The sequence below is a fragment of the Vreelandella sp. GE22 genome (genome assembly GCF_968212445.1).
Map to the genome: position 1 here is coordinate 2541428 of NZ_OZ309110.1, position 22708 is coordinate 2564135.

Genomic DNA, 22708 nt, shown 5'->3' on the forward strand with positions numbered 1-22708 from the left:
TTTCGTTTATAGGGTATAGTAAGCGCTCGTTGCCCTTGCGCCGGCCCAGGGCGTTGGGCGATGAACTCGAACGCCACGCTTGGGTCTGACCCAAAACGTTACTCCTGCTTCATAGGGTCATGTTAAACACGGAGGTTTTATGGCTTTCTTTTCTGGCGCTCGCGCCCGGACCGCTGCGTCACCCACGCCCCAAGAGCGCGCCGAACGGCCACTCTCCCACTGGACCGCTTGGGCCCAGTGGCTTGCGCTACTCACCATGACCGTCGACCACCTGGTACGTTACGTGCTGCCAAGCGACTGGGATCTGGGCTGGGCGGGCTCGTCGATCGGGCGTATCGCCTTCCCGCTGTTTGCAGCGATGGTGGCCTGGCACGGGCTTTTCAACACGCGCAACCCGCTGCGCTACGCCCGGCGAGTGCTGGTGATCGGCATTGCCGCCCAGGTGCCGTACATGATGATGCCCCGCCTAAGCGACGCCTTCATTTTGAATGTCTGCTTTACGCTGGCAAGCGGGCTGGCGATCGGGGCGCTGGTGCGCCAGGGATGGCAGCACTACCGCCATCAGAGCTTGGGGTTTGGCTGGCTATTGCTGGGCGCGGCGGTCGGGGTGACGCTTTGGTACCTGCTGGGATTCTGGGTGGAGTACGGCCACAACGGGCTAATGCTCATTCCGTTTTTCATGTTCGCCATGCATGCGCTCAACGAAACCCGGGATGCGCTGAAGTCCAGGCTTTGGGCGGGGCTGGCTGCGTTTCCCGTGCTTTGGGTCGCCGGTCAGATGAACGCCTCGGACATGTCCAAGTCCTTCACCGTAGGGACGTGTGTCCTGGTGCTGGTGTTGGCCGCGGGGGGCGCTCAGCATATCCCCAAAGTATTCAAACAGATGCCCCGGCGGCTGTGGCTTGCCTGGTACCCGGGCCACTTCGCGCTTATCGCGCTATGGCTTGTGATTAGCGGTCGATTAGCGATTTAACCAGATTCGAGCGTAGCGCGGCCTGGTTCAGCGCTTTACGCATTTCGGGGCGGTAACGGCGAAGCCGGGCCCGCCCCTCCGCTTTGGCCTGATACATCGCAATATCCGCCTGCTTGAGAATTTCGGTGTGGTCGCACTTGGCGGCGTTAAAGCAGGTATAGCCCATGCTGGGGGTTACCTCGACCTGCTGCCCCTCCAGGCTGTAGCGCCCGCCAAGCGCGCTTTGAAGCGCCTCCATGCACGCCAGGGCGACGTGCTCGGCCTCCTCGGTCAGGGGCTGATCAAAGAGCATCAGCATCACGAATTCATCGCCGCTCAGCCGGGCGGCCATATCCCGTTCTCCCAAATGCATTTTCAGACGCTTGGCTATTTGCACCAGCAGGTCATCGCCTGCGGCGTGGCCAAAGGTGTCATTGATCAGCTTGAAACGGTCCAGATCCATGAACATGACCAGGCCGGTGCTGTCGCGGCTGTCGGGCTGTTCGGCAAGGCCCATGAGACGTTCGATGAAAAGACGCCGGTTGGGCAGATCGGTCAGCGCATCGTAATACGCCTGGCGATAAATGATCGCCTCGTTCTGGGTGCGTTCGGTAAAGTCCTCGACGATCGCGATACCTCCGACGCGCTCGTTACTGGCGCTATTCACCCCGCTGAAAATGGCGCGCAAAGGGGTACCGGTTTCAGCGCCGGGCAGGTAGAAGGTACCCTCGAAATAGCCCGAGCCTTTTTCGAGAGCGTCCCTCACCCCTTCGGCCACCTCCTGGTCGGCGACGCGGTCCAGCATTCGGTAGCCGATGAACGCCGCGCGCTCGCCGCCCAGAATCGTTAGCATCTGGTCGTTGCAATCAGTAATGGTGCCATGGCGGTCGAAGTTTAAAACGCCCAGCGGAGAGTGGTCGAAAATCGAGCGATAGCGGTTCTGGCTTTCCAGCAGTTGCTCTTCTCGCGCCTCGATGCTCACGCGCAGGGAAATGTTATCGTGAAAAATGCAGTGAAAACGTGAACAGGTGGCCAGCATCAGCACCAAAAAAATCAGAATGATGCTGCCCATCAACGTCTCGCCATTGATGAAAAACACCACGGAGAGCGGCAAGAGAATCTGGCTGATAAAGCCAAGACCGACCCAGCGCACCGATGAAAGCGTGGTCGTCCCCCCCGCGGCGACCCCCGCCATGATGATCGCCAGGGTGGCGACCTGGCCTGGGTGGTCCGGGGTAAAAAACAGCACCCCCGCCGCACCCCACAAAGTCGCCGAAAAAAGCGCGCCAAAAGCGAAAGCGTAAAGCCACCTTCGCGAGTGGGCGGTATAGGCTACACGCTGGTATCGATAGGCCAGCAGTAAGCGGAATATCGAAATAGCAAAAAGCGCCACCAACCATAGCACGATGGTCGACGTCTCGATGCTGGCCCACATGATCGACGACACGCATAGCGCGACGAGAAGGCTACTAACCACCGGCTGCCAGAGCTTTTCATATAAAAGCCTGACTTTCGCGGCCTCCAACTCGCACAACGAGACGTCACCGGCCAAGTCGAAAGAGCGGCTATTGTCCGTAACCATGGCGGGCTTAAGCTTCCAGAGCATATTCGATCCCTGCGCAATTGTATTGCCAGCTTGAAGGCAACCGTCTAAAGCGAAATTTAAATCACTAGTTTTATATGATTTATACGGTCAAAGCGACTCTCGTCGTCAGGCTTTAAAAAAACCGCCTAACGTGAGGCGGTTAAAAAACAAAAACATCAGGCAACGGGCTTGAAACTCCACTGCACCGGCGGCGCATCGGGCAGTAGCGCCTGGCACTGGCGCACTTTGGTTAAAAGTGCACCGTGGGATTCGGCGCATACATTGATATGGGCAAGTTTGCGCCCGGCCCGCTCATCCTTGTCGTAACGGTGCAGGTGCGTATGGGGTATCGCCAATAGAGCCGGGTTATCGCCTTCCCGGCCGATGACGTTGACCATGCAGGTCGGCGCGATGGCGTCGGTGGCGCCTAGCGGCAGCCCCTGCACGGCGCGCAGGTGGTTTTCGAACTGGCTGGTGACCGCGCCGTCCATCGTCCAATGGCCGGAGTTGTGTACCCGCGGGGCCATCTCGTTGGCGAGCAAGCTACCATCCGGCGTTTGGAAAAGCTCCAGTGCCAGCACGCCCACGTAATCGAGCTCGTCGAGCAGCGCGCGAATGTAGCCATCGGCGGTATGCTGAAGGCTTTCGTCCAAATCCGGCAGCGGGGCCACCGAGTAGCGCAAAATGCCGTCAACGTGCTGGTTTTCCGCCATGGGGTAGAATACCACCTCGCCATCGCGGCCGCGCACGGCAATGATCGACACCTCGCGCACGAAATCCACGAAGGCTTCAACGATCAACTGCGAGTGCCCGATGGCCGCCCAGGCGTCACTGGCCTGCTCGGGGGTCTTCAGCACCGCCTGGCCCTTGCCGTCGTAGCCTTCGGTGACCGACTTGGCGACGACCGGGCAGCCCAGCTCACGGGCCGCCTCCAAAAGCGCCTCGGCGCTCTCCACCACCCGGTAAGCGGGGGTGGGAATACTCAAACGGTCGAACAGCGCCTTCTCTTCGACCCGGTTCTGGCACACCGCGATCGCTTTGCTTGCCGGGTAGACAGGCTTGTGGCGCTCGATCTCGCGCACGAGCTCGACGGGCAGGTGCTCGAACTCATAGGTAACGACATCCACCTTGTCGAGAAACGCGGCCAGGTGCTCGTTGTTCGGGTCGACGATCACCTCGCCGATACCCACGCTAGGGCTTCCGGTGGTATCCAGAAAGGTGAAGCGGTTACCTAAAGGATAACCTGCAAGTGCCAGCATTCGCCCCAGCTGACCAGCGCCCAATACGCCAATATTCATGGTGGCCTCCTTAAGCTTCGGTGTCGGCCCGCGGGTCCGGGTTATCCAGTACCGTTTGGGTTTGCTCCTGGCGGAAGGCCTCGACCGCCTCGCGCACGGCGCTATCCTGAAGCCCCACGATCTGCGCGGCCAAAAGCCCCGCGTTGGTCGCACCAGGCTTACCAATGGCCAGAGTGCCCACGGCAATGCCGCCGGGCATCTGGGCAATCGAAAGAAGCGAATCCAGCCCCTTTAAGGATTTGGATTCGACCGGCACCCCCAGCACGGGAAGCGGCGTTTGCGAGGCCACCATACCCGGCAGGTGAGCGGCACCACCGGCCCCGGCCACGATCACTTGCAGGCCGCGCTCGGCCGCGCTTTTGGCGTAGTCGAACAACAAATCCGGCGTGCGGTGCGCCGACACCACGCGGGTCTCGCAGGCAACCCCTAAACGCTCGAGCATGGTGACGGCGTGCTCCATGATGGGCCAGTCGGATTTCGACCCCATAATCACGCCCACTCGGGGTGCGCTCTCGGACATGTATTCGCTCCTCGGCCAGAGGCCTAAAACCGTTTCAAGACTTAGTGAAGACAAACGAAAGCCGCAAGGCTTGGCTGACATTTTGAAGGCGGATAGTTTACCAGAGCACGCCCTTTTAAGGGCCTGGATCAAATGACGAATTTTTCATCGAAACAGGCATTGAAAAGCGCTTGGGTTAGCGGCATTGTGTAGGGGTCACTTTTGACTGATGGAGTCACATGAGTACGGCATACTCGACTGCTCACGCAGAAACGCTGGACCCTCCGCGAAGCAGCCCTGACCTCGATGTCAGGGAACTTGAAAAACGTACGCGCCTGATGCGTATTATCACACGTCTGGTCGCCGTATCAGACCTGGGAAGCCGGGAAATCGCCCGCAGAGCAGGCCTTCCCGTTCAAAAAATCAGCGACCTGCTCGCTGGACGGCTCGAGCACTTGGACATTGATGAACTCAACGTCCTGCGCCGCTCCCTAGAGCTGGAGGCGCCTTAGCGACAGCCTTCTCTCGCCAGAATCCATAGACGCCCCGCCCTTGCGGGGCGTTTTTTATGCACGTCGTGCGTCGTCCATTCAACGGCCTAAAAAGCCACCCCGCCCAGCACCACGATGATGACCACCGCCCAAGCCGCCAGTTTCCAAACGCTCAGCAGTAAAAAGCCGGTCAGCGCCAGCGCAAAGTCGATAGGCGTGAGGATCGCGCTTACCCACACGGGCTGATAAAGCGCGGCCCCCAAAATACCCACGACGGCCGCATTGGCGCCACGCAACAGCGCCTGAGCGGCCCCCCATTGCCGAAAACGATTCCAGAACGGCAGCGCGCCAATCAACAAGAGAAACCCGGGTACGAAAATCGCCACGAGTGCCAACAGTGCGCCCAGCACGCTATGGATACCCGGCAGCAGCGCCCCCAGGTAGGCTGCAAAGGTGAATAGTGGCCCGGGTATCGCCTGCGCCGCACCGTAACCGGTCATGAACGCATCGTCGCTGATAAAGCCAGGCTGGACGACTTCGGCGCTGAGCAGCGGGAGCACCACGTGCCCACCACCAAACACCAGCGCCCCTGAACGGTAAAAGGCATCGGCAATATCAAGCCAAAGGGCCTGATGGGCCAAAAGCGGCAGTGCGAGCAAAAGCCCGGCAAAGAGCAAGAGCGCGCCATACCCCGCCAAGCGGGACACGCCAAAGTGAAGCGTTTCGCTATCGCTATGGGCGGCGGCTTCGCGGCAAAGCAAAAGCCCGGCCACACCGCCCAGCACGATAGCGCTGACCTGGCCCAAAGGCCCACTGGCCAGTACCGCCACGAACACCGCACCAAGAGCAATGCCCGCCCGGGTCTTGTCCGGGCACAGGTTGCGTGCCATTCCCCAAACGGCGTGGGCCACGATCGCCACAGCCACGACCTTGAGACTGGCAATTACGCGCTCGGCGAGCGGACCCTCCAGCACCGCCGTCCCCAGCGCAAACAGGAAAAGCACGATGGCCGAGGGCAGCGTAAAGGCAAGCCACGCCGCCGCCGCGCCCCAGGGGCCGGCGCGCAGAAGCCCCAGAGCGAAACCGACCTGGCTACTCGCCGGGCCCGGTAGAAACTGGCAAAGCGCCACCAAATCCGCGTAGGCCGCCTCGGAAAGCCAGCGCCGCCGGGCGACGAACTCGGTACGAAAGTACCCCAGATGCGCGATGGGGCCGCCAAAAGAGGTCAACCCCAGCCACAAAAATACCCGGAACACCTCGCCAACGTTTCTACGCCTGGCCGCCTGGATCGTCATCGTCTGGCCTCTGCTGGAAGAAAATCACCAGCTTAACGGGCCAGTTTGACGCCCGTATGACACTAAAACGCCGCTGAGGACAGCGCGGTGGCGCGAGCACTCAGCGGCGTGACAAGCACGGCGCGAAAAAGGGCGAGTTAGTCGTCCTGGTCGGTCACCGCGCCAGTGCTCGCGGAGCTTACCTGACGGGCGTACTTGGCCAGTACGCCGCGGGTGTAGCGCGGCGCAGGTTGTTGCCACTGACTCTGGCGGCGGGTCATTTCGTCAACGCTTACGTCGATATCGATGGTATCCGCCTCGGCGTCGATGGTGATGATATCGCCGGTTTCGACCAGGCCCAGCGGGCCGCCCTCGAAGGCTTCAGGGGCCACGTGGCCGACCACGAAGCCGTGGCTACCGCCGGAAAAACGCCCGTCGGTGATGAGAGCGACGTCGTTCCCCAGGCCCCGGCCCATGATCGCCGAGGTCGGGGTGAGCATTTCGCGCATGCCCGGGCCACCTTTCGGGCCTTCGTAGCGAATCACCACCACGTCGCCGGCCACCACGGTGCCATCGTTGATACGCGCCTGGGCTTCCTCTTCGGAGCCAAACACCCGCGCCGGGCCGCTAAAGCGCGTGCCTTCCTTGCCGGTGATTTTGGCGACCGCGCCTTCCGGGGCCAGGTTGCCGTAAAGAATGCGCAGGTGGCTTTGCGCCTTAACGGGGTTGTCCAGCGGCGCGATGATCGACTGATCCATCGGGTAGGGTTCGACGTCCGCCAGGTTTTCCGCCAGGGTCTTGCCGGTCACGGTCAGGCAGTCACCGTGCAGAAGCCCCGCATCCAGCAGGATTTTCATCAGCGGCTGAATACCGCCAATCGCGACCAGCTCGCTCATCATGTAGTGGCCGCTGGGGCGCAGATCCGCCACCACCGGCACACGCTTGCCGATCTCGGTGAAGTCCTTGAGATTGAGCTCGACGTCGATGGTGCGCGCCATGGCGATCAGGTGCAGCACCGCGTTGGTCGAGCCGCCGAGGGCGATAATGATGGTAATCGCGTTCTCGAACGCCTCACGGGTCATGATATCGGAAGGCTTGATGTCGGCCTTGAGAAGCTCGAGCACCGCCTCCCCCGCGGCTTTACAGTCGTCGCGCTTCTCCTGGGAAATCGCGTTCTGCGCGGAGCTTCCCGGCAAGCTCATGCCCAGCGCTTCGATCGCCGAGGCCATGGTGTTGGCGGTGTACATGCCGCCGCAGGAGCCGGGGCCGGGAATCGCGGTCTCTTCGATCTGCTTGAGCTCGATCAGGTCCATGTCGCCACGCGAATGCGCGCCCATGGCCTCGAACACCGAGACGATATCCGTGTGGCCCTTGCCCGGCATGATGGTGCCGCCATAGACGAACACGCTGGGCCGGTCGAGCCGCGCCAGGCCCATCACGCAACCGGGCATGTTCTTGTCGCAACCGCCGATGGCGACCAGCCCGTCGAACCCTTCGCAGCCCGCCACCGTCTCGATGGAGTCCGCGATCACCTCGCGGGAGACCAGCGAGTACTTCATGCCCTCGGTGCCGTTGGCGATACCATCAGAAATGGTGATGGTATTGAACACCACGCCCTTGCCACCGGCGGCATCGGCGCCGTCCCGGGCAAGCTCGGCCAGCTCACCGATATGGCTGTTGCACGGTGTCACCATGCTCCAGGTCGAGGCGACCCCCACCTGGGGCTTTTTGAAGTCGTCGTCGTTGAAGCCCACCGCGCGCAGCATGGCACGGCTGGCGGCTTTGCCCGGGCCGTCCACGACCGGGGCGGAGTGGCGCCGCGAGCCTTGCGCTGCATCGTCCTGGGAAACGTCCTGGGAATCGTTCTGAGAAGGGCTGGTCGGCTCGGTCATGGCAGGCTCCTGAATTTTTAATAGTGTTCTAATAAAATATTCTAATAAAACCCCATAGCTTGGCGATGCGCGGGCCTCACTGCAAGATGCTTAAGGCAATTATCCGGCAAAATTCCCGGGACGCGGCGCGTAAAGACAAAAGTGTCGAAACTCATTAAGATCATGGCCTTTCAACAACGCACTGATTTTCACTCGACACACGAGGACGCCATGGAACCCCAGGAGAAACACGAGCTTTTAAAAAGCGTCGCGGAGCCGCTATACCGCGGTAAACTCTGGATGCAACTGATCGGCGTAATGCTGATTCTGGGCGGGCTGTTAACGGCGATTACCGTGATCGGTATTATCGTCGCCTGGATTCCCATCTGGGCGGGTGTCGTACTCTTTCAGGCGGCCAGTGCCAGCCAGCGTGCCTATCAAAGCGGCGACGAGCGCGAGCTGCGCTTTGCACTTGGCAAGCTCAAGACCCACTTCACCATCTTCGGCGTGCTGATTTTGCTTTATCTGCTGCTGTTCGTGGGCATGACCTTTTTAGGCCTGATGGGCATTGGTAACGTTACCCTCTCCTACTAGTCTGCGCCTTTCCAGCAGCCCGCTGGCCTAGTTGCGCCGGGCCCGATGCAAGCGGCCTGGCCGCTCTCACCGCTCAACCAGGATGTGCTCATGAGCCTACTCACCCCACCGCTAACGCCGGGTTTCATGGTGATTCACGCCAATCGGCTGGAAGATTTACGCGCCGTGGCGGTGGAGTGGATGCGCCTGCACCCGCTGGGCCCGCTCGAAAACGAAACGATCCTGGTGCAGAGCAACGGGATCGGCCAGTGGCTGAAGCTGGCCCTGGCCGAAGACCCGAAAAACGGCGGCGCGGGCATCGCGGCCGCACTCGATGTCACCCTGCCCGCGCGCTTTCTCTGGCAGGCCTACCGCACGGTGCTGAGTCACGTGAATGCGCAGGACGACGCCGTTCCGGAAACGTCGCCCTTCGATAAATCGCGCCTGGTGTGGCGCCTTTTGCGCCTTCTGCCCACGCTGGTCGATGAACCAGTGTTCGAGCCTCTCGCGCGGTTTCTCGAATTCGACCGGGACCAGCGCAAGCATTACCAGCTCGCCGAACGCCTGGCGGACCTGTTCGATCAGTACCAGGTGTACCGGGCGGACTGGCTGGAAGCCTGGGCGGCGGGCAGCGACGTACTCATCAGCGCCCAAGGCGAGCACCGTGAGCTTGCACCCCATCAGATGTGGCAGCCCGCGCTTTGGCGGCGCCTGCGTGAGGATGTCGCCGCCACCCAGGGCCAGGCCGGGCTCGACAGCAGCCGCGCCCAGGTGCACCAGCGCTTTTTAACCGCCACCGAGCAGTTGGAAGGCCAAGTATGCCCGCCAAACGTACCCCGGCGGCTGATCATCTTCGGTATCTCCTCGCTGCCCCAGCAGACCCTCGAGGCCCTGGCCGCGCTTTCGCGCTGCTGTCAGATCGTGCTCTGCGTACATAACCCTTGCCAGTACTACTGGGCGGATATCATCGAACACAAGGACCTGCTGCGCGCCAGCCGCTACCGCCAGCGCCGCAAGGAGGGCATGCCCGAGGCGCTGGATGTACTCGGCACCGGCGATGCCACCGAGGCCCTGCACCTGCACGCCCAGCCGCTGTTGGCCGCCTGGGGCAAGCAGGGCCGCGACTACCTGCGCCTGATCGACGAGCACGACGACACCGGCGACTACCAGAGCCTTTTCGAGCAGCGCGCGCTGCGTATCGATATGTTCGAGCCGTTCTGCCAGGGTGAAGGGACGCTCTTGAGCCAGCTCCAGGACGACATTCGCGAACTACGCCCGGTGGGTGAAACCCGCGAGCACTGGGGCGCACCAAGCGCAGAAGACGACTCGATCGTTTTCCACATCGCCCACGGCCCCCAACGCGAGGTCGAGATCCTCCACGACCAGCTGCTCGCCGCCTTCAGCGAAGACCCCAACCTTCGCCCGCGGGATATCATCGTCATGGTGCCGGATATCGACCGCTACGCGCCGCATATCGAGGCGGTGTTTGGAAAGCTCACCCAGGACGATGCGCGCTATATCCCGCATACGCTCTCGGACCAGGCCAGCCGCCACCGCCTGCCGATGATGATCGCGCTGGAAAAATTACTGCGCCTGCCGGAGCTGCGCGTTTCGACCAGCGACGTGCTGGATTTGCTCGACGTACCCGCCCTGCGCCAGCGCTTTGGGTTGGAAGAGCGCGATATTCCCATTCTTGAGCGCTGGATGGCCGGTGCCGGCATTCGCTGGGGGCTCAACGCCCGCGCCCGCGAACACCTGGAACTGCCGGAAGGCATCACCCAGAACACCTGGGCCTTTGGCCTGCGCCGCTTGCTGCTGGGCTATAGCGTGGGGGCGGCCGAGTCCTGGCAGGGTATCGAGCCGTTCGATGATATCGGCGGGCTCGAGGCGCGCCTGGCGGGGCCGCTGGCTACGCTGCTGGAAAAGCTGGAAGTCACCTGGGAGCGCTTTTGCCAGCCGGCGGACCCCGCCACCTGGGTCGCCCGGCTACGCGAGCTTCTCGAAACCTTCTTCTTGACCGACGACCCCGCGGAAAGCGTGATGCTCACCAAGCTGGAAAACGGCTTGCAGCAGATGCTCGAGAGCACCCAGGAAGCCGCGCTGGGGGATGCACTGCCGCTTTCCATGGTGCGCGAGCACTGGCTTTCGCAGATCGACGAGCACAGCCTTTCTCAGCGCTTTCTGGCAGGGGCCGTCAACTTCGCAACGCTGATGCCCATGCGCGCGATTCCCTTCAAGCGCGTGTGCCTGCTGGGTATGAACGACGGCGAGTATCCGCGCTCCCAGCCGCCGCTGGATTTCGACCTGATGGGCGGCGACTACCGCCCCGGCGACCGTTCGCGGCGGGAAGACGACCGCTACCTGTTTTTGGAAGCGCTGCTCTCCGCCCGCGACCAGCTCTACGTGAGCTGGGTGGGCAGAAGCCAGATCGACAACACGCCACTACCACCTTCCGTGCTGGTGGGCCAACTTCGCGAGCATTTAGAAGCAGGCTGGCAGCACGAAAGCGACGACTTGCTCGCGCGGCTGACCACCGAGCACCCGCTTCAGCCGTTTAGCCGGCGCTACTTCGAGGCGACCTCCCAAGGGCTTTTCACCTACGCCCACGAGTGGCACGAGGTACACACCGCGCAAACCACCCGGCAAGCTGCCGCGCTGCCCGCGCTTATCGAGGACGAATCGGCCACCCTGAACCTGGCCCAGTTGGGTAATTTCCTGCGCGAGCCGGTGAAGAGCTTTTTCAACACACGCCTGGGGGTCTATTTCGAGCAGGAAGCGATCGAAAAGCTCGACGCCGAACCCTTCGCACTCGATGGCCTGCAGAACTGGCAGTTGCAGGATCAACTGATTGCCGCCCAGCGCCGCGCGGTGGATAACGACGAGCCGCGCATCGAGGCGTTGCACGCGGCCCTTGAGCGCTTCAAGGGTCAGGGGGTGCTGGCCATCGGCGCCTTCGGCGAGCGCATGCGCGACGCCCTGGCCGAGCCGATGGACGCCCTTTTCGAGGAGTACGAGAAGGCGCTGGCCGAGTGGCCAAGGCAGATAAACGCGCCGCTGCCGATCATCCTGGAGACCGACCACGGTACCAGGCTTGAAGACTGGCTGGGGGAGCTTCGCGAAAGTGACCAGGGCGAGCGCTGCCGCGTGCTGCTTTTGAGCACCAGCCTGGTACGCCAAAGCAAATACCAGTGGCACCACTTGCTGCGCCACTGGGTCGCGCACTTGGCGGGCAACCTGCATGGCCCCCTGACCACCCGGCTGATTTCAAAGGCGGGGCTCGCCACCTTCGAGCCGCTGGCCGCCGAGACCGCCCAGGCCCACCTGACGACCCAGCTAAGCGCCTGGCAGCGCGGCCAGCAAGGGCCGCTACCGCTGGCACCCCAAGCGGGGTTCGAGTGGCTCAATCAATTGGGCACGCCGGAGAGCGACACCGAGAGCAAGGCCTACGCCAGTGCGCAAAGCGCCTATGAGGGCGGGCGCTACATGGCCGGGGATGTCACCAAAAGCGCGTATCTCGCCCACCAGTGGCCGGACTTCGCGCGGCTGTTCGGTGCCCGCACCGCCCAGGGGGAAGGCTTCGCGGAGCTGGTCGAAACCCTTTACGCGCCGCTTTTTAACGCGGTGAAGAAGCCTTCCAACAAGGGCGGGCGTGAAAAACCCGCCGATTAGAAACGCTTTAAGCGAGGCCGCTTAGGGGCAGGCCTCCGGGGAGGCGTGGCTGAGCGAGAGGATTTTCTTGGCCAGCGTAATCATCTCCGGGTCGCCGGTATGCTTGTCCGGCACGTCGGAAAGCTTGATGACCGGCAGCCACCCCTGGCCTTCCGGGCGCGCCTTGACCATCTTGATCACCATATTCATCGGCTCGACGCCTACGTCGTTGGTGAAGTTGGTGCCGATGCCGAAGGCGGTGCCGATACGCCCCTGGCAGAACGCCTGGATGTGCTCGACGCGCTCCGGCGTCAGTGCGTCGGAAAAAATGATCGTCTTGTTTTGCGGGTTCACGCCCAACCGCTTGTAGTGCTCGATGGTCGCCTTGGCGAACTCCACCGGGTCGCCGCTGTCGTGGCGCACGCCGTCGAAAAGCTTGGCGAACTTCTTATCGAAGCTTTCGAAAAAGGCTTTGCTGGTAAACGTATCGGTCAGCGCGATGCCCAAATCGCCGCGGTACACGTCTACCCAATGTTCCAGCGCCAGGCTGTTGGCCATTTTGAAACCAAAACGCGCGCCGTGAAACATGAACCACTCGTGAGCGTGGGTGCCGATCGGCTTCACCCCGTGGCGCATAGCCAACAGCACGTTGCTGGTGCCGGTAAAGGTGTCGCCGCCGTAGAGGCGAAGCGCGCCCACCACGCGGTCGTGCACCGCATACGAGAAGCGCCGCCGGGTGCCGAATTCGGCAATCTTGAGCCCCAAATGGCGGTAGTGCTCGATTTTGTCTTTGGTACGCTGCTCGATCAGCTCGTCGGTGTTATCCGGCGCCTGCTCGTCACGCAGCACGTACCAAAGCTCGCTGATCAGCGCCATCAACGGCACTTCCCACAAAATGGTGCGATACCAGGGCCCTTCCATCACCACGGAAAGCTCGCTGCCCTGCTGCTCGATGACGACCTCGGACGGGTCATAACGAAAACCGGCCAGAAAATCGAGGTAGGTCGGGTCCAGGTACGGGCAAGTGGTTTCCAGGTAGTTCTTTTCTTCCTCGGTCAGTGCGAGCGAGGCCATCTTGTCCACTTCCTGACGAAGTACGGCACCGAACCCTTCAGGAAAGCTGTGCTCGCCCCGGTTGATGAACGCGTAGTGCGCGTGCGCGTAGGGAAAGCGCTTGATCACGGCGTTTTGCATCGTGATCTTGTAAAAATCGTTATCGAGAAGCGATGTCAGCATGGTGTCTCATCGTCAGCAAAAACTAAGTGCCTCGGTAGCTTTTCGGGTTCGGCTTGAAAACTGTGCGAGCGAAGGCAAGACAAGGCAAAAATTGGCGAAGAAACGGAGTTTACATAATGTAAATGAGTATTCTGAGCTGATTTTTAACGCTGTATTGCCGAGCGCAGCCAGTTTTCAGGGTGAACCCAAGGGCGTCCTGGCGTGGGCTGGCCGACAAGATTAGCAGGTGAAGGCGCTATCTCACAGCCCGAGGCACCGCCGCGGCGCTTTTGATCCCCTCAAACCATCGCGATATAGTGCCAAGCTGGCGCCATAAAGGCGCTTTCCACCGCCCCGCCCGGAGAGTTTATGAGCCAGCCTGCCCCCCTTGATCCCCTACGCCTGCCCCTGCACGGCAGCCGTTTGATAGAGGCAAGCGCAGGCACCGGCAAAACTTTCACTATTGCGCTTTTGTACGTGCGCCTGGTGCTGGGCGGCCAAGCCGAGGACGACGACACCGCCTTTATCCGCCCGCTAACCCCGCCGGAGATACTCGTGGTCACCTTCACCAATGCCGCCACCCAAGAGCTTCGCGAGCGCATTCGCGCACGGCTGGTGGAAGCCGCGGCGGTGTTTCGTGAAACCCAATTTGATGCCCTGCTGGTCGCGCTGCGCGAGCAATACACCCCGGCGGCCTGGCCCGCCTGCGCGCGGCGCCTCGAGCTTGCCGCCGAGTGGATGGACGAGGCCGCCGTTTCGACCATTCACAGCTGGTGCTACCGCATGCTGCGCGAGCACGCCTTCGATAGCGGCAGCCTCTTCTCGCTGAACCTGGAAAACGACCAGCGCGAGCTCGAGCAGGAAGTAGTGCGCGACTACTGGCGCACCTTCTACTACCCGCTGGACGCCGAGGCCCTAGGCCAGATTACCCAATACTGGAAATCCCCGGAGGAACTTCACGGCGAGCTTGCAAAGCTATTGGCCGAAAGCGACGCCCTAGGCTACCCGCGCCCGGCGCCCCAGGAAACGCTAACCGAGACCCAGACGCAGAAAAGCCAGGCGCTGGCCACTCTAAAAGCGCCCTGGGGCAAGTGGCTCGAAAAACTAGGGCCCGAGCTCGAAGCGGCGGCGAAGGCCAAGGCCTTCAATGGCAAAAGCCTTAATGCCAAAAGCCGCGCTAACTGGCTGGACGCGCTGCGCCAGTGGAGTGAATCGGATTTGGAGCGCCCGGCGCTGACCGACACCGCCTGGAAGCGCATGACCCCGGAGGGCATGCGGGAAATATGGAAAGAAGGCGAGCCGCCGCTCATGGAGGCCTGGCAGGCGCTGGCCACATTGAAAGCCGAATTGAACGCGCTGCCCGAGCCCTACAACGACCTTCTGATTCACGCCGTGCAGTGGTGCAAGGTGCGCCTGGAGCGGGAGCAGCAGCGCCGGGCCGAAATGGGCCCGACGGAGCTTTTGACGCATTTGGACCGCGCCCTGCAAGGCCCCAACCGGGAAGCCTTGGCCGCGCAAATCAAGCGTCAGTTCCCGGTAGCGCTGATCGACGAGTTTCAGGACACCGACCCAGTGCAGTACCGCATTTTCGACGCGGTGTACCAGGTCGCCACGCCCACCCGGGAGAGCGCCATTTTGCTGATCGGCGACCCCAAGCAGGCCATCTACGCCTTTCGCGGCGCGGACATTTTCACCTACCTGCAGGCCCGCGCGGACACCAACGGCCGCCACGTCACGCTTTCGACCAACTTTCGCTCGACCCGCGCCATGGTGGAGGCGGTCAACCACTGCTTTCGCTACGCCGACGCCCACCCCCAGGGCGCGTTCTTGTTTCGCGATGAAAGCGGCGAAAACCCCTTGCCGTTTCTGCCCGTGGATGCCCGTGGCCGGGACGAGTGGCTGGTGCACGACGGCGAGCCGGTACCGGCGATGACCCTGTGGCCGCTGGCAGCCGACGAGGTGCTTTCCAAAACCGCCTACCACACCGAGATGGCCGAGCGCTGCGCCACCCACATGGCCACCCTTCTGGACGCGGGCCAAAAAGGCCAAAGCGGCTTTCAAAACGGCGAAACGCTCACACCGCTCAAGCCTTCCGACATGGCGGTGCTGGTCAACGGGCTGAGTGAGGCGCGGGCGATTCGCCTGGCACTGGCCGCCCGCGGGGTGAAAAGCGTGTATCTATCGGATCACGACAAGGTGTTCAGCTCGCCCATGGCCGCCCAGGTCGAGCGGCTTCTGCGCGCCTGCGCCGAGCCGCTGGCAAGCTCCCGCCAGGCCGAGGCGCACCTAAGGGCGGCGCTGGCCACCCCAGCGCTGGGGCTTTCGCTTGCCGAGCTCGACCACCTTCAGCAGGATGAGCTTGCCTGGGAGGCGCGCGTGGTGCAGTTCGGCCACTACCACCGGCTTTGGCAGCGCCAGGGGGTGCTACCGCTGGTGCGCAAGCTAATGGTGGATTTCGAGATTCCCGCCCGGCTGCTGGGCGCTTTCGAAGACGGCGAGCGCTTACTCACCGACCTGCTGCATCTGGGCGAGCTTCTACAGCAGGCAAGCCAAGAGCTCGACGGTGAGCACGCGCTGATCCGCTTTCTGGCCGAGGCCATTAACGAGCCGGACAACCAGAACGACAGCCACAAGCTGCGCCTGGAAAGCGACGCGGACCTGGTCAAGGTGGTCACCATTCACAAATCCAAGGGTCTCGAGTACCCGCTGGTGTTTCTGCCCTTCATCAGCAACCACCGCCCGGTAAAAAAAGACGACCTGCCGCTGCGCTGGCACGACGACACCGGCCGCCTGCAGCTAAGCCTGAGCGCCGACGACGAAACCTTAAACACCGCCGACCGCGAACGCCTGGGCGAGGATTTGCGCAAGCTGTATGTGGCGATGACCCGCGCCCGCCACGCCACCTGGCTGGGCCTAGCCCCGCTCAAAGAGGGGGAAGACAGCGCCATGGGCTACCTGATGAACGCCGGTGAGCCCATCGCCCCTGGTGCGCTCACATCCGCACTCGAGGCTTTGGCCGAGGGCAGTAACCTCCGCGTGGAGGCGCCGCCGGCGCCCACCGCGCTGCGCCTGGCCCCGGCCGCCGAGCGTGAAGCGCTGGGCCACGCCCGCACGCCCACCCGCCCGGCCCGGGAGCACTGGTGGATCGCCAGCTACTCGGCGCTGCGCCTTTCCGGCACGCTCAGCGCCCCCACCACCACGCCGTTGGAGCCCACCACCGCCCAGGAAGCCACCGCCTTCGAGGTGCTGGACGAACCAAGAGATGCCACCGAACCCCAGGCGTTTCACCTGCACAAGTTCCCCCGCGGGCCGGGGCCCGGTACCTTTCTGCACGGGCTTTTGGAATGGGCGGGCAGGCTCGGCTTTCAGGCCGCCGCAGACGACGAAGCGCAGCTTAACGACATGCTCTGGCGCCGGGTGCAGCTTCGCGGCTGGCAAGCCTGGCAGGAGCCATTAGCGGGCTGGCTGCAGGCGCTGTTCACCACGGCGCTGCCGCTGAACGCCACCCAAAGCGTGGCGCTGGTGGCGATTACCGAATACCAGGTCGAGCTCGAGTTCTGGCTGGCCGCCCACACGGTGGACACCCGCGCGATCGACGCGCTGGTAAGCCGCCATATTTTGGCCGGCCATGCCCGCCCGGCGCTGGACCGCGACACTCTGAACGGCATGCTCAAGGGCTTTATCGATTTGGCCTTCGAGCACGAGGACCGCTTTTACGTGCTGGACTGGAAATCCAACTACCTGGGCCCGGGGGACACCGCCTACGAGCCGGACGCCCTGCGCCAGGCGCTACTGGAAAAACGCTACGACCTGCAGGCCGCGCTCTACCTGCTTGCCATGCACCGGCTGTTGAAAGCCCGCGTGAGTGACTACGACCCGCACCAGCACCTGGGCGGCTCGCTCACCGTATTCCTGCGCGGCAGCCGCAGCGCCGGGCGCGGCGTTTATGCAGAGCCCGCCCCCGTTGCGCTGGTTGAGGCACTCGACGCCCTGTTTACCGGCACCGCCCAGGAGGCCACCGCGTGAGCCGCCACGACTCCCAAACGTTCGATCTCTTCAACGACGACGCCGCCGAACCAGGCCCAGTAGAGCCAGCAGCCCCACCGGGGGCGCCCCACCCGGCGCTTGATGACACCCAGGCCCTGCTGGATCTTCTGGAGCGCTGGGTAGCTCGCGGCTGGCTGCGCGACCTGGACCGGGCGCTGGCGCGCTTTCTCGCATTGGAGGCCCCGGACGCCCCGGCACTTTTGCTACTCGCCGCAGCCCTGGCCAGCCACCAGCTCGGCCGCGGCCACGTATGCCTGGATATTAACGCCACCCTGGCCGCACCGGATTTCGCGCTCTCGCTACCGCCGGAAGGCGACGACCTGTTAGAGCCACCGCCGCTACCAAGCCAAATACTGGCCACCCTCACACAAGATAAATGGCAAGCTGCGCTAAGCCACCCAACGCTTGCAAGCCCCGGCCCCGGCAACACCCCGCTGGTCGTAAGCGGCCCAAGGCTCTACCTACGCCGCTACTGGCAGTTCGAACAAACCCTCCACGCGGAAATCGCTGATCGACTTGTTACTTCAGAACATAGCAATAGTCTGGCTACTACTTGTAGGAGCCCGATTCATTGGTGGTCCGACACGTCGGCGAAGGATGACGCTAGTCATCCCGGCCGCACCACTGAACCTGACCTCCTCCCCCAAACCCTAAACACCTTATTCCCGCCAAGCCTGGAACTGGACTGGCAAAAAACCGCCTGCGCCCTCGCCGCTCGCAGCCGCTTCGCCGTCATCACCGGCGGCCCCGGCACAGGCAAAACCACCACCGTGGTGCGCCTGCTCGCCCTGCTGCAAACGCTGCAACTGGCAAACACCGAACAGCCGCTACGCATCCGCCTGGCCGCCCCCACCGGCAAGGCCGCCGCGCGCCTGAACGAATCCATCGCCGGTCAGGTCAGTAAGCTTCCCACCCAGGCACTGGCCAGGCTGTGGGATGACGGCCGCGCGCACGCCAGCGCCGAGCAGTTGCACGCGTCCATTCCTGTTGATGTCACCACCCTGCACCGCCTGCTGGGCGCCCGGCCGGATACCCGCCATTTCCGCCACAGCGCCCACAACCCGCTGGCGCTGGACGTGCTGGTGATCGACGAAGCCTCGATGGTGGATATCGAAATGATGACCGCCGTGCTCAGCGCCCTGCCCGCCCAGGCGCAGCTGGTACTGCTGGGCGATAAAGACCAGCTCGCCTCGGTCGAAGCCGGTGCGGTACTGGGCGATTTATGCCGCCGCGCCGAAGCCGCCCACTACACCCCGCAAACCGCCCAGTGGCTAGAAACCGCCACCGGCCAGCCGATACCCGCCGAGTTCATCGACCCCGCCGGCCAACCCCAGGACCAGGCGATTACCATGCTGCGGGTCAGCCACCGCTTCGATGAACAAAGCGGCATCGGCCAGCTAGCGAAAGCGATCAACCAGCCAAGCCACGCGGCAAGCGATGCACAAAAGCAGCAGCACGTGCGAAACGTACTGCGCCACGGCTACCCGGACCTGCACCACCTGGTATTAAGCGACGACGCCGCGCTGGATAAACTGGTCATTCACGGAAGCCCCAGCGGCTTTGCCAACGCCGGCCAGGGCCGCACCAGCCACAAGGGTGAGCCCATTGCCCCGCCCAGCGGCTACCGGCACTACCTGGCAACGCTTGTGGATCAGCGCCCCGACGGAGAATCCTTCGAGGACAACCCGGCGGCGTTCAACGCCTGGGCAAGCGCGGTACTCGAAGCCTACAGCCACTTTCAGCTACTCTGCGCGCTGCGCAAAGGCCCCTGGGGCGTAGAGGGTTTGAACCTGCGCATCGCCAAAACGCTGCGCGGCGAAGGCCTGCTGCACGGCAACGACTACACCCTGGAAAAAAGCTGGTTCGAAGGCCGCCCGGTGCTGGTCACCCAAAACGACTACGGCCTGAAACTGATGAACGGCGACATCGGCATAACACTCGCCGTGCCCGACCCACGCGCGCCCGGCAGGCCTCTGTTGAGAGTCGCTTTCCCGACCAGCGACCCGGACAAACCCATCCGCTGGGTGCTGCCCTCGCGCCTGCACTCGGTGGAAACCGTGTTCGCGATGACGGTACACAAATCCCAGGGCTCGGAGTTCGTCCACACCGCCCTGCTACTGCCCACCACAATCAACCCAATTTTGACCCGGGAGCTGGTGTACACCGGCATCACCCGCGCCCGTCAGTGGCTGACCCTGGTGGAAGCCAAACGCGGGGTGTTGAATGAGGCGGTGGTGCGGGAGGTAATGCGGGTGAGCGGAACCGGCGCATAGGGGTCAAAACCAAGACGCCCCCGGAGTTCCGGGGGCGTGGGTGTTGCCAGGTTCTCAATTTACCGAGCGTTATTAGCTCTCATTGAGGACCGCTTCCGGGAAGTGGCGACGCAACATCCGGTTCTGGAAGTCGTCCACGAAACGGCTGTTGATGATGATGATGAACCGCTCGAAGGGTGCTTCGCTGTCGAGCTGTTCGATCCCGTCGACACTGTGGAATAGCCGGTCATCGCGCAGGTGAAGGATATCACCCGGATCCAGGGTGATATCGACCAAGGGTTGCGTACCCGCCTTGTCGCCGTAGAGGTGATTTTCAGCACCCGCCACGTTTTCCCGATTGAGGACCAGAATGCTCAGGGCCTTGCAGCCGTCGGCGTGAATCCCCTGTCCCTGAAGGGGGTCGATGCTGCCTTCCCCGCGAACCCCGGTGATCTGCATCAGAATGGGTTCGTGCGCACCGATACTCCAAAGCTTGGCCCAGGCGTGCACGAAGGCCTTCACATCCGGGCGTGCCATGAATTCACTGGTCAGCGGATCATAGTAGCGTAGGCGATCCGCCATGCTCTGTGCGTCATTGAAGGCTCCCCCCTGGGCCATGGGACATTGGCCCATATCCCCGACATCTCCCTGATCGTTCAGGGCGAGCCATGACATCCGCTTCCAGCGCTGGCTGACATAGGGATCGCGCGGCAGGTCAGCGGTAAACCCCTGCCAGGCGGCCAAATCGATGCGCTCCCGAATATCGGTTTTCGCCCACGCCTGATTCCTCAGCGCCTCGGCCACTCCCGCATTCCAATAATCGGAAGGCAGGGAGGTGGGATCGAAACCGTGCTTGAGGGTATCGAGTTTCATGATGGTATTCTCCTGTTAACTGGGCGGAATTGCCCTGTGTTGCCGGTGTAAGAACGCGGTCAACAGGAGAGAAATGAAAAGATCTGCAACAATATGTCAAAAAATGCACTGAAAAAGAGTGTTTTTTGAAAACAGGATCAGACGACTGATGACGTACATCTGTAGGTTACCTACTGCACATAGGTGTAAGATAACCACAATAAATGACTATGTTTGCCATAATGATGGCTCTTGATAGTGCTTTTTCTTTAAGTGGACTCCATGACTGCCAGCCATTCCCGACATCACAGAGATCCGGAACGCCTGAAGGAGAACCGCTGGGAGTTTTCCGGTGCGCTCACGTTGGTGGCGTCAACGACACCTTCCACTAATGACATCGATTCGCATGATGCAGGCAGGGAAGACGTCGAGTTAGTACGCCGCCAGCATCTGGAGAGTGAGCAGCGATTCCGCGCCCTGCTGGAGAGTCTGCCGAAAGTGGCGGTTCAAGGGTATGATCGCGATCGGCGAGTGATTTACTGGAATGAAGGTAGCACTCGTCTCTATGGCTATACCGCTGAGGAAGCCCAGGGACAGTTACTGGAAGATCTGATCATTCCTGCCTTCATGCGTGACGGGGTAATCCAGGCGCATGGTGTCTGGATCAAAGAAAGGATCGATATACCCGCCGAAGAACTCGAGCTTAAGCACAAAACCGGTGAACTGGTATCGGTCTTTTCGCAGCACCTGATGCTCAATCAGCATACCGACTCACCCTTGATGTTCTGCGTGGATGTCGATCTTTCCGACCAAAAGCGTGCCCACCGTGACCTGGAATTCGCCACCCGTTTCGACAGGCTCACCCATCTCCCTAACCGCCAGACCTTCGAGGCCGACCTGGACAGCCTGTTGGATTCTTGTCGACGCCAGGGCAATGGCCTGACAACCATCTACCTGGACATCGATCACTTCGCCGAGATCAATGATGCCCTTGGCTATGATCAGGGCGATCGCCTGCTCATTGAGCTGACTCGGCGACTGAAAAAGTGCCAGCAAGTCACTGACCTGGTGTCCCGTGTCTCTAGCGATGAATTCGTGCTGGCTTTTCCCGGCGTCTACCTGGACTCCGATGTCAGACGGGTCATGCGTCATGTTCAGAATGTCTTTCGGGAACCTTTCGTCCTGAATGGTCGGGAGCGTCAGGTCACGGCCTGTTTGGGTGTGGCGTTCTTTCCCGGGAATGGTGAATCGTCACGCGAATTGATCCGTAATGCCGATGTTGCCAAGAATAGCGCCAAACTGGAGGGTCGGGGTACTGTACGTTTCTTCCAACAGAAGCTCCATGATGAGCTGGTTCGCCAGCACTGTCTCTCGACGCGACTCGAGGAAGCCGTGAATAACGGTGAACTCGCCCTCCACTACCAGCCCCAAGTCTCGGCGGCCAGCGGGCGAATAGAGAATCTCGAGGCCTTGTTACGCTGGGAGCCTGCCGAAGGCCCGCCGATCTCGCCTGCCGAGTTTATCCCGCTGGCCGAGCGTTCCGGTTTGATCCATCGTCTGGGCGACTGGGTCATCGAAGAGGCTTGCCGCCAGCAGGTGGAATGGCGTGCCAAGGGATTTCATGAGCACCGTATCGACATCAATGTCTCGGGTCGTCAACTGGTGCGTCCCGATGCCCTCAAGCGCTTCGAGGAATCGCTGCAGCGTCACGGCTTAAGTCCGCGGGATATCGGCATCGAATTGACCGAGCATGTGCTGGTCGAAGCCGACGAGACCGTCCTCGAGGACCTGCGGCGCCTCCATGATCGCGGTTTTCGCATTGCCATCGACGACTTCGGGACTGGTTATTCCTCCCTGAGCTATCTCAAGCACTTTCCCGTCACCGCCCTGAAGATCGATCGTTCCTTCATCCACGACGCTCCCACACAGCCGAAGGACAGGGCCATCATGGAGGGCACCATCTTCATCGGTCATCGGCTGGGACTGGAAGTGGTGGCCGAGGGTGTCGAGAACGCCGAACAGTTGTCATTGCTTCGCGAAATGCATTGCGACCTCGTCCAGGGGTTCTTCTTCTACCGTCCGATGCCTCCCAAGGATATCGACCGCCTGCTGGGCGGTTTCGTTCCTGGTCACAATGGGCTTTCGAGCTGA

Annotated in this window: 14 protein-coding genes; 7 read left to right on the forward strand and 7 right to left on the reverse strand. The window is 62.0% G+C overall.

Annotated features, from left to right (window positions below):
- Positions 1-139 precede the first annotated feature (139 nt).
- Positions 140-973, forward strand: coding sequence for a TraX family protein (locus tag ACWHRL_RS11960; RefSeq protein WP_447529354.1), 834 nt, complete (start codon positions 140-142; stop codon positions 971-973).
- Here ACWHRL_RS11960 and ACWHRL_RS11965 read toward each other — a convergent pair.
- The 3 genes from ACWHRL_RS11965 to purE all read right to left on the reverse strand — a co-directional run bounded on the left by ACWHRL_RS11965 (position 951) and on the right by purE (position 4355).
- The gene (locus tag ACWHRL_RS11965; RefSeq protein WP_447893822.1) at positions 951-2558 is read right to left on the reverse strand and encodes a diguanylate cyclase domain-containing protein; all 1608 of its coding nucleotides are present in this window, start codon (positions 2556-2558) and stop codon (positions 951-953) included. The genes ACWHRL_RS11960 and ACWHRL_RS11965 overlap by 23 nt on opposite strands.
- 155 nt (positions 2559-2713) lie before the next feature.
- Positions 2714-3835, reverse strand: a complete 1122-nt coding sequence (locus ACWHRL_RS11970; protein WP_447893823.1) for a 5-(carboxyamino)imidazole ribonucleotide synthase — start codon at positions 3833-3835, stop codon at positions 2714-2716.
- A gap of 10 nt (positions 3836-3845) precedes the next feature.
- Positions 3846-4355, reverse strand: a complete 510-nt coding sequence (purE, locus tag ACWHRL_RS11975; RefSeq protein ID WP_447529357.1) for a 5-(carboxyamino)imidazole ribonucleotide mutase — start codon at positions 4353-4355, stop codon at positions 3846-3848.
- Positions 4356-4573: 218 nt separating this feature from the next.
- On the opposite strand from purE, the gene ACWHRL_RS11980 reads away from it, so the two are divergent.
- Positions 4574-4846: an XRE family transcriptional regulator gene (locus ACWHRL_RS11980; protein WP_447529358.1), complete on the forward strand. Its 273-nt coding sequence runs from the start codon at positions 4574-4576 to the stop codon at positions 4844-4846.
- A gap of 86 nt (positions 4847-4932) precedes the next feature.
- On the opposite strand, the gene chrA is transcribed toward ACWHRL_RS11980, so the two are convergent.
- Together chrA and ilvD are read right to left on the reverse strand one after the other, a co-directional pair.
- Complete coding sequence (gene chrA / locus ACWHRL_RS11985) at positions 4933-6120, reverse strand: chromate efflux transporter (RefSeq protein ID WP_447893824.1); 1188 nt, start codon at positions 6118-6120, stop codon at positions 4933-4935.
- 137 nt (positions 6121-6257) lie between these two features.
- Positions 6258-7991 carry a dihydroxy-acid dehydratase gene (gene ilvD / locus ACWHRL_RS11990; RefSeq protein WP_447893825.1) on the reverse strand — a complete coding sequence of 578 codons (1734 nt, stop codon included), beginning with the start codon at positions 7989-7991 and terminating at the stop codon, positions 6258-6260.
- A 210-nt stretch (positions 7992-8201) separates the two neighbouring features.
- Here ilvD and ACWHRL_RS11995 point away from each other — a divergent pair, with 210 nt between their 5' ends.
- Positions 8202-8564: a DUF5362 family protein gene (locus tag ACWHRL_RS11995; protein ID WP_447893827.1), complete on the forward strand. Its 363-nt coding sequence runs from the start codon at positions 8202-8204 to the stop codon at positions 8562-8564.
- A gap of 90 nt (positions 8565-8654) precedes the next feature.
- Positions 8655-12212 carry an exodeoxyribonuclease V subunit gamma gene (recC, locus tag ACWHRL_RS12000; protein ID WP_447893828.1) on the forward strand — a complete coding sequence of 1186 codons (3558 nt, stop codon included), beginning with the start codon at positions 8655-8657 and terminating at the stop codon, positions 12210-12212.
- A gap of 21 nt (positions 12213-12233) precedes the next feature.
- On the opposite strand, the gene pncB is transcribed toward recC, so the two are convergent.
- Positions 12234-13427: a nicotinate phosphoribosyltransferase gene (gene pncB / locus ACWHRL_RS12005; RefSeq protein ID WP_447893829.1), complete on the reverse strand. Its 1194-nt coding sequence runs from the start codon at positions 13425-13427 to the stop codon at positions 12234-12236.
- 348 nt (positions 13428-13775) lie between these two features.
- On the opposite strand from pncB, the gene recB reads away from it, so the two are divergent.
- Both recB and recD read left to right on the forward strand, forming a co-directional pair.
- Positions 13776-17432, forward strand: a complete 3657-nt coding sequence (gene recB, locus ACWHRL_RS12010) for an exodeoxyribonuclease V subunit beta (protein ID WP_447893830.1) — start codon at positions 13776-13778, stop codon at positions 17430-17432.
- Positions 17429-19726 carry an exodeoxyribonuclease V subunit alpha gene (recD, locus tag ACWHRL_RS12015; RefSeq protein WP_447893831.1) on the forward strand — a complete coding sequence of 766 codons (2298 nt, stop codon included), beginning with the start codon at positions 17429-17431 and terminating at the stop codon, positions 19724-19726. The genes recB and recD overlap by 4 nt, the downstream gene beginning before the upstream one ends.
- A gap of 72 nt (positions 19727-19798) precedes the next feature.
- On the opposite strand, the gene ACWHRL_RS12020 is transcribed toward recD, so the two are convergent.
- Positions 19799-20578 carry a 2OG-Fe dioxygenase family protein gene (locus ACWHRL_RS12020; RefSeq protein WP_447893832.1) on the reverse strand — a complete coding sequence of 260 codons (780 nt, stop codon included), beginning with the start codon at positions 20576-20578 and terminating at the stop codon, positions 19799-19801.
- A gap of 261 nt (positions 20579-20839) precedes the next feature.
- On the opposite strand from ACWHRL_RS12020, the gene ACWHRL_RS12025 reads away from it, so the two are divergent.
- A complete protein-coding gene (locus ACWHRL_RS12025) occupies positions 20840-22708 on the forward strand; it encodes a putative bifunctional diguanylate cyclase/phosphodiesterase (RefSeq protein ID WP_447893833.1) in 1869 nt (622 codons plus the stop codon).

Coding starts and splice junctions, on each gene's coding strand:
- ACWHRL_RS11960 (WP_447529354.1), top strand. CDS start 140: ATGGCTTTCTTTTCTGGCGCTCGCGCCCGGACCGCTGCGTCACCCACG.
- ACWHRL_RS11965 (WP_447893822.1), bottom strand. CDS start 2,558: ATGCTCTGGAAGCTTAAGCCCGCCATGGTTACGGACAATAGCCGCTCT.
- ACWHRL_RS11970 (WP_447893823.1), bottom strand. CDS start 3,835: ATGAATATTGGCGTATTGGGCGCTGGTCAGCTGGGGCGAATGCTGGCA.
- purE (WP_447529357.1), bottom strand. CDS start 4,355: ATGTCCGAGAGCGCACCCCGAGTGGGCGTGATTATGGGGTCGAAATCC.
- ACWHRL_RS11980 (WP_447529358.1), top strand. CDS start 4,574: ATGAGTACGGCATACTCGACTGCTCACGCAGAAACGCTGGACCCTCCG.
- chrA (WP_447893824.1), bottom strand. CDS start 6,120: ATGACGATCCAGGCGGCCAGGCGTAGAAACGTTGGCGAGGTGTTCCGG.
- ilvD (WP_447893825.1), bottom strand. CDS start 7,991: ATGACCGAGCCGACCAGCCCTTCTCAGAACGATTCCCAGGACGTTTCC.
- ACWHRL_RS11995 (WP_447893827.1), top strand. CDS start 8,202: ATGGAACCCCAGGAGAAACACGAGCTTTTAAAAAGCGTCGCGGAGCCG.
- recC (WP_447893828.1), top strand. CDS start 8,655: ATGAGCCTACTCACCCCACCGCTAACGCCGGGTTTCATGGTGATTCAC.
- pncB (WP_447893829.1), bottom strand. CDS start 13,427: ATGCTGACATCGCTTCTCGATAACGATTTTTACAAGATCACGATGCAA.
- recB (WP_447893830.1), top strand. CDS start 13,776: ATGAGCCAGCCTGCCCCCCTTGATCCCCTACGCCTGCCCCTGCACGGC.
- ACWHRL_RS12020 (WP_447893832.1), bottom strand. CDS start 20,578: ATGAAACTCGATACCCTCAAGCACGGTTTCGATCCCACCTCCCTGCCT.
- ACWHRL_RS12025 (WP_447893833.1), top strand. CDS start 20,840: ATGACTGCCAGCCATTCCCGACATCACAGAGATCCGGAACGCCTGAAG.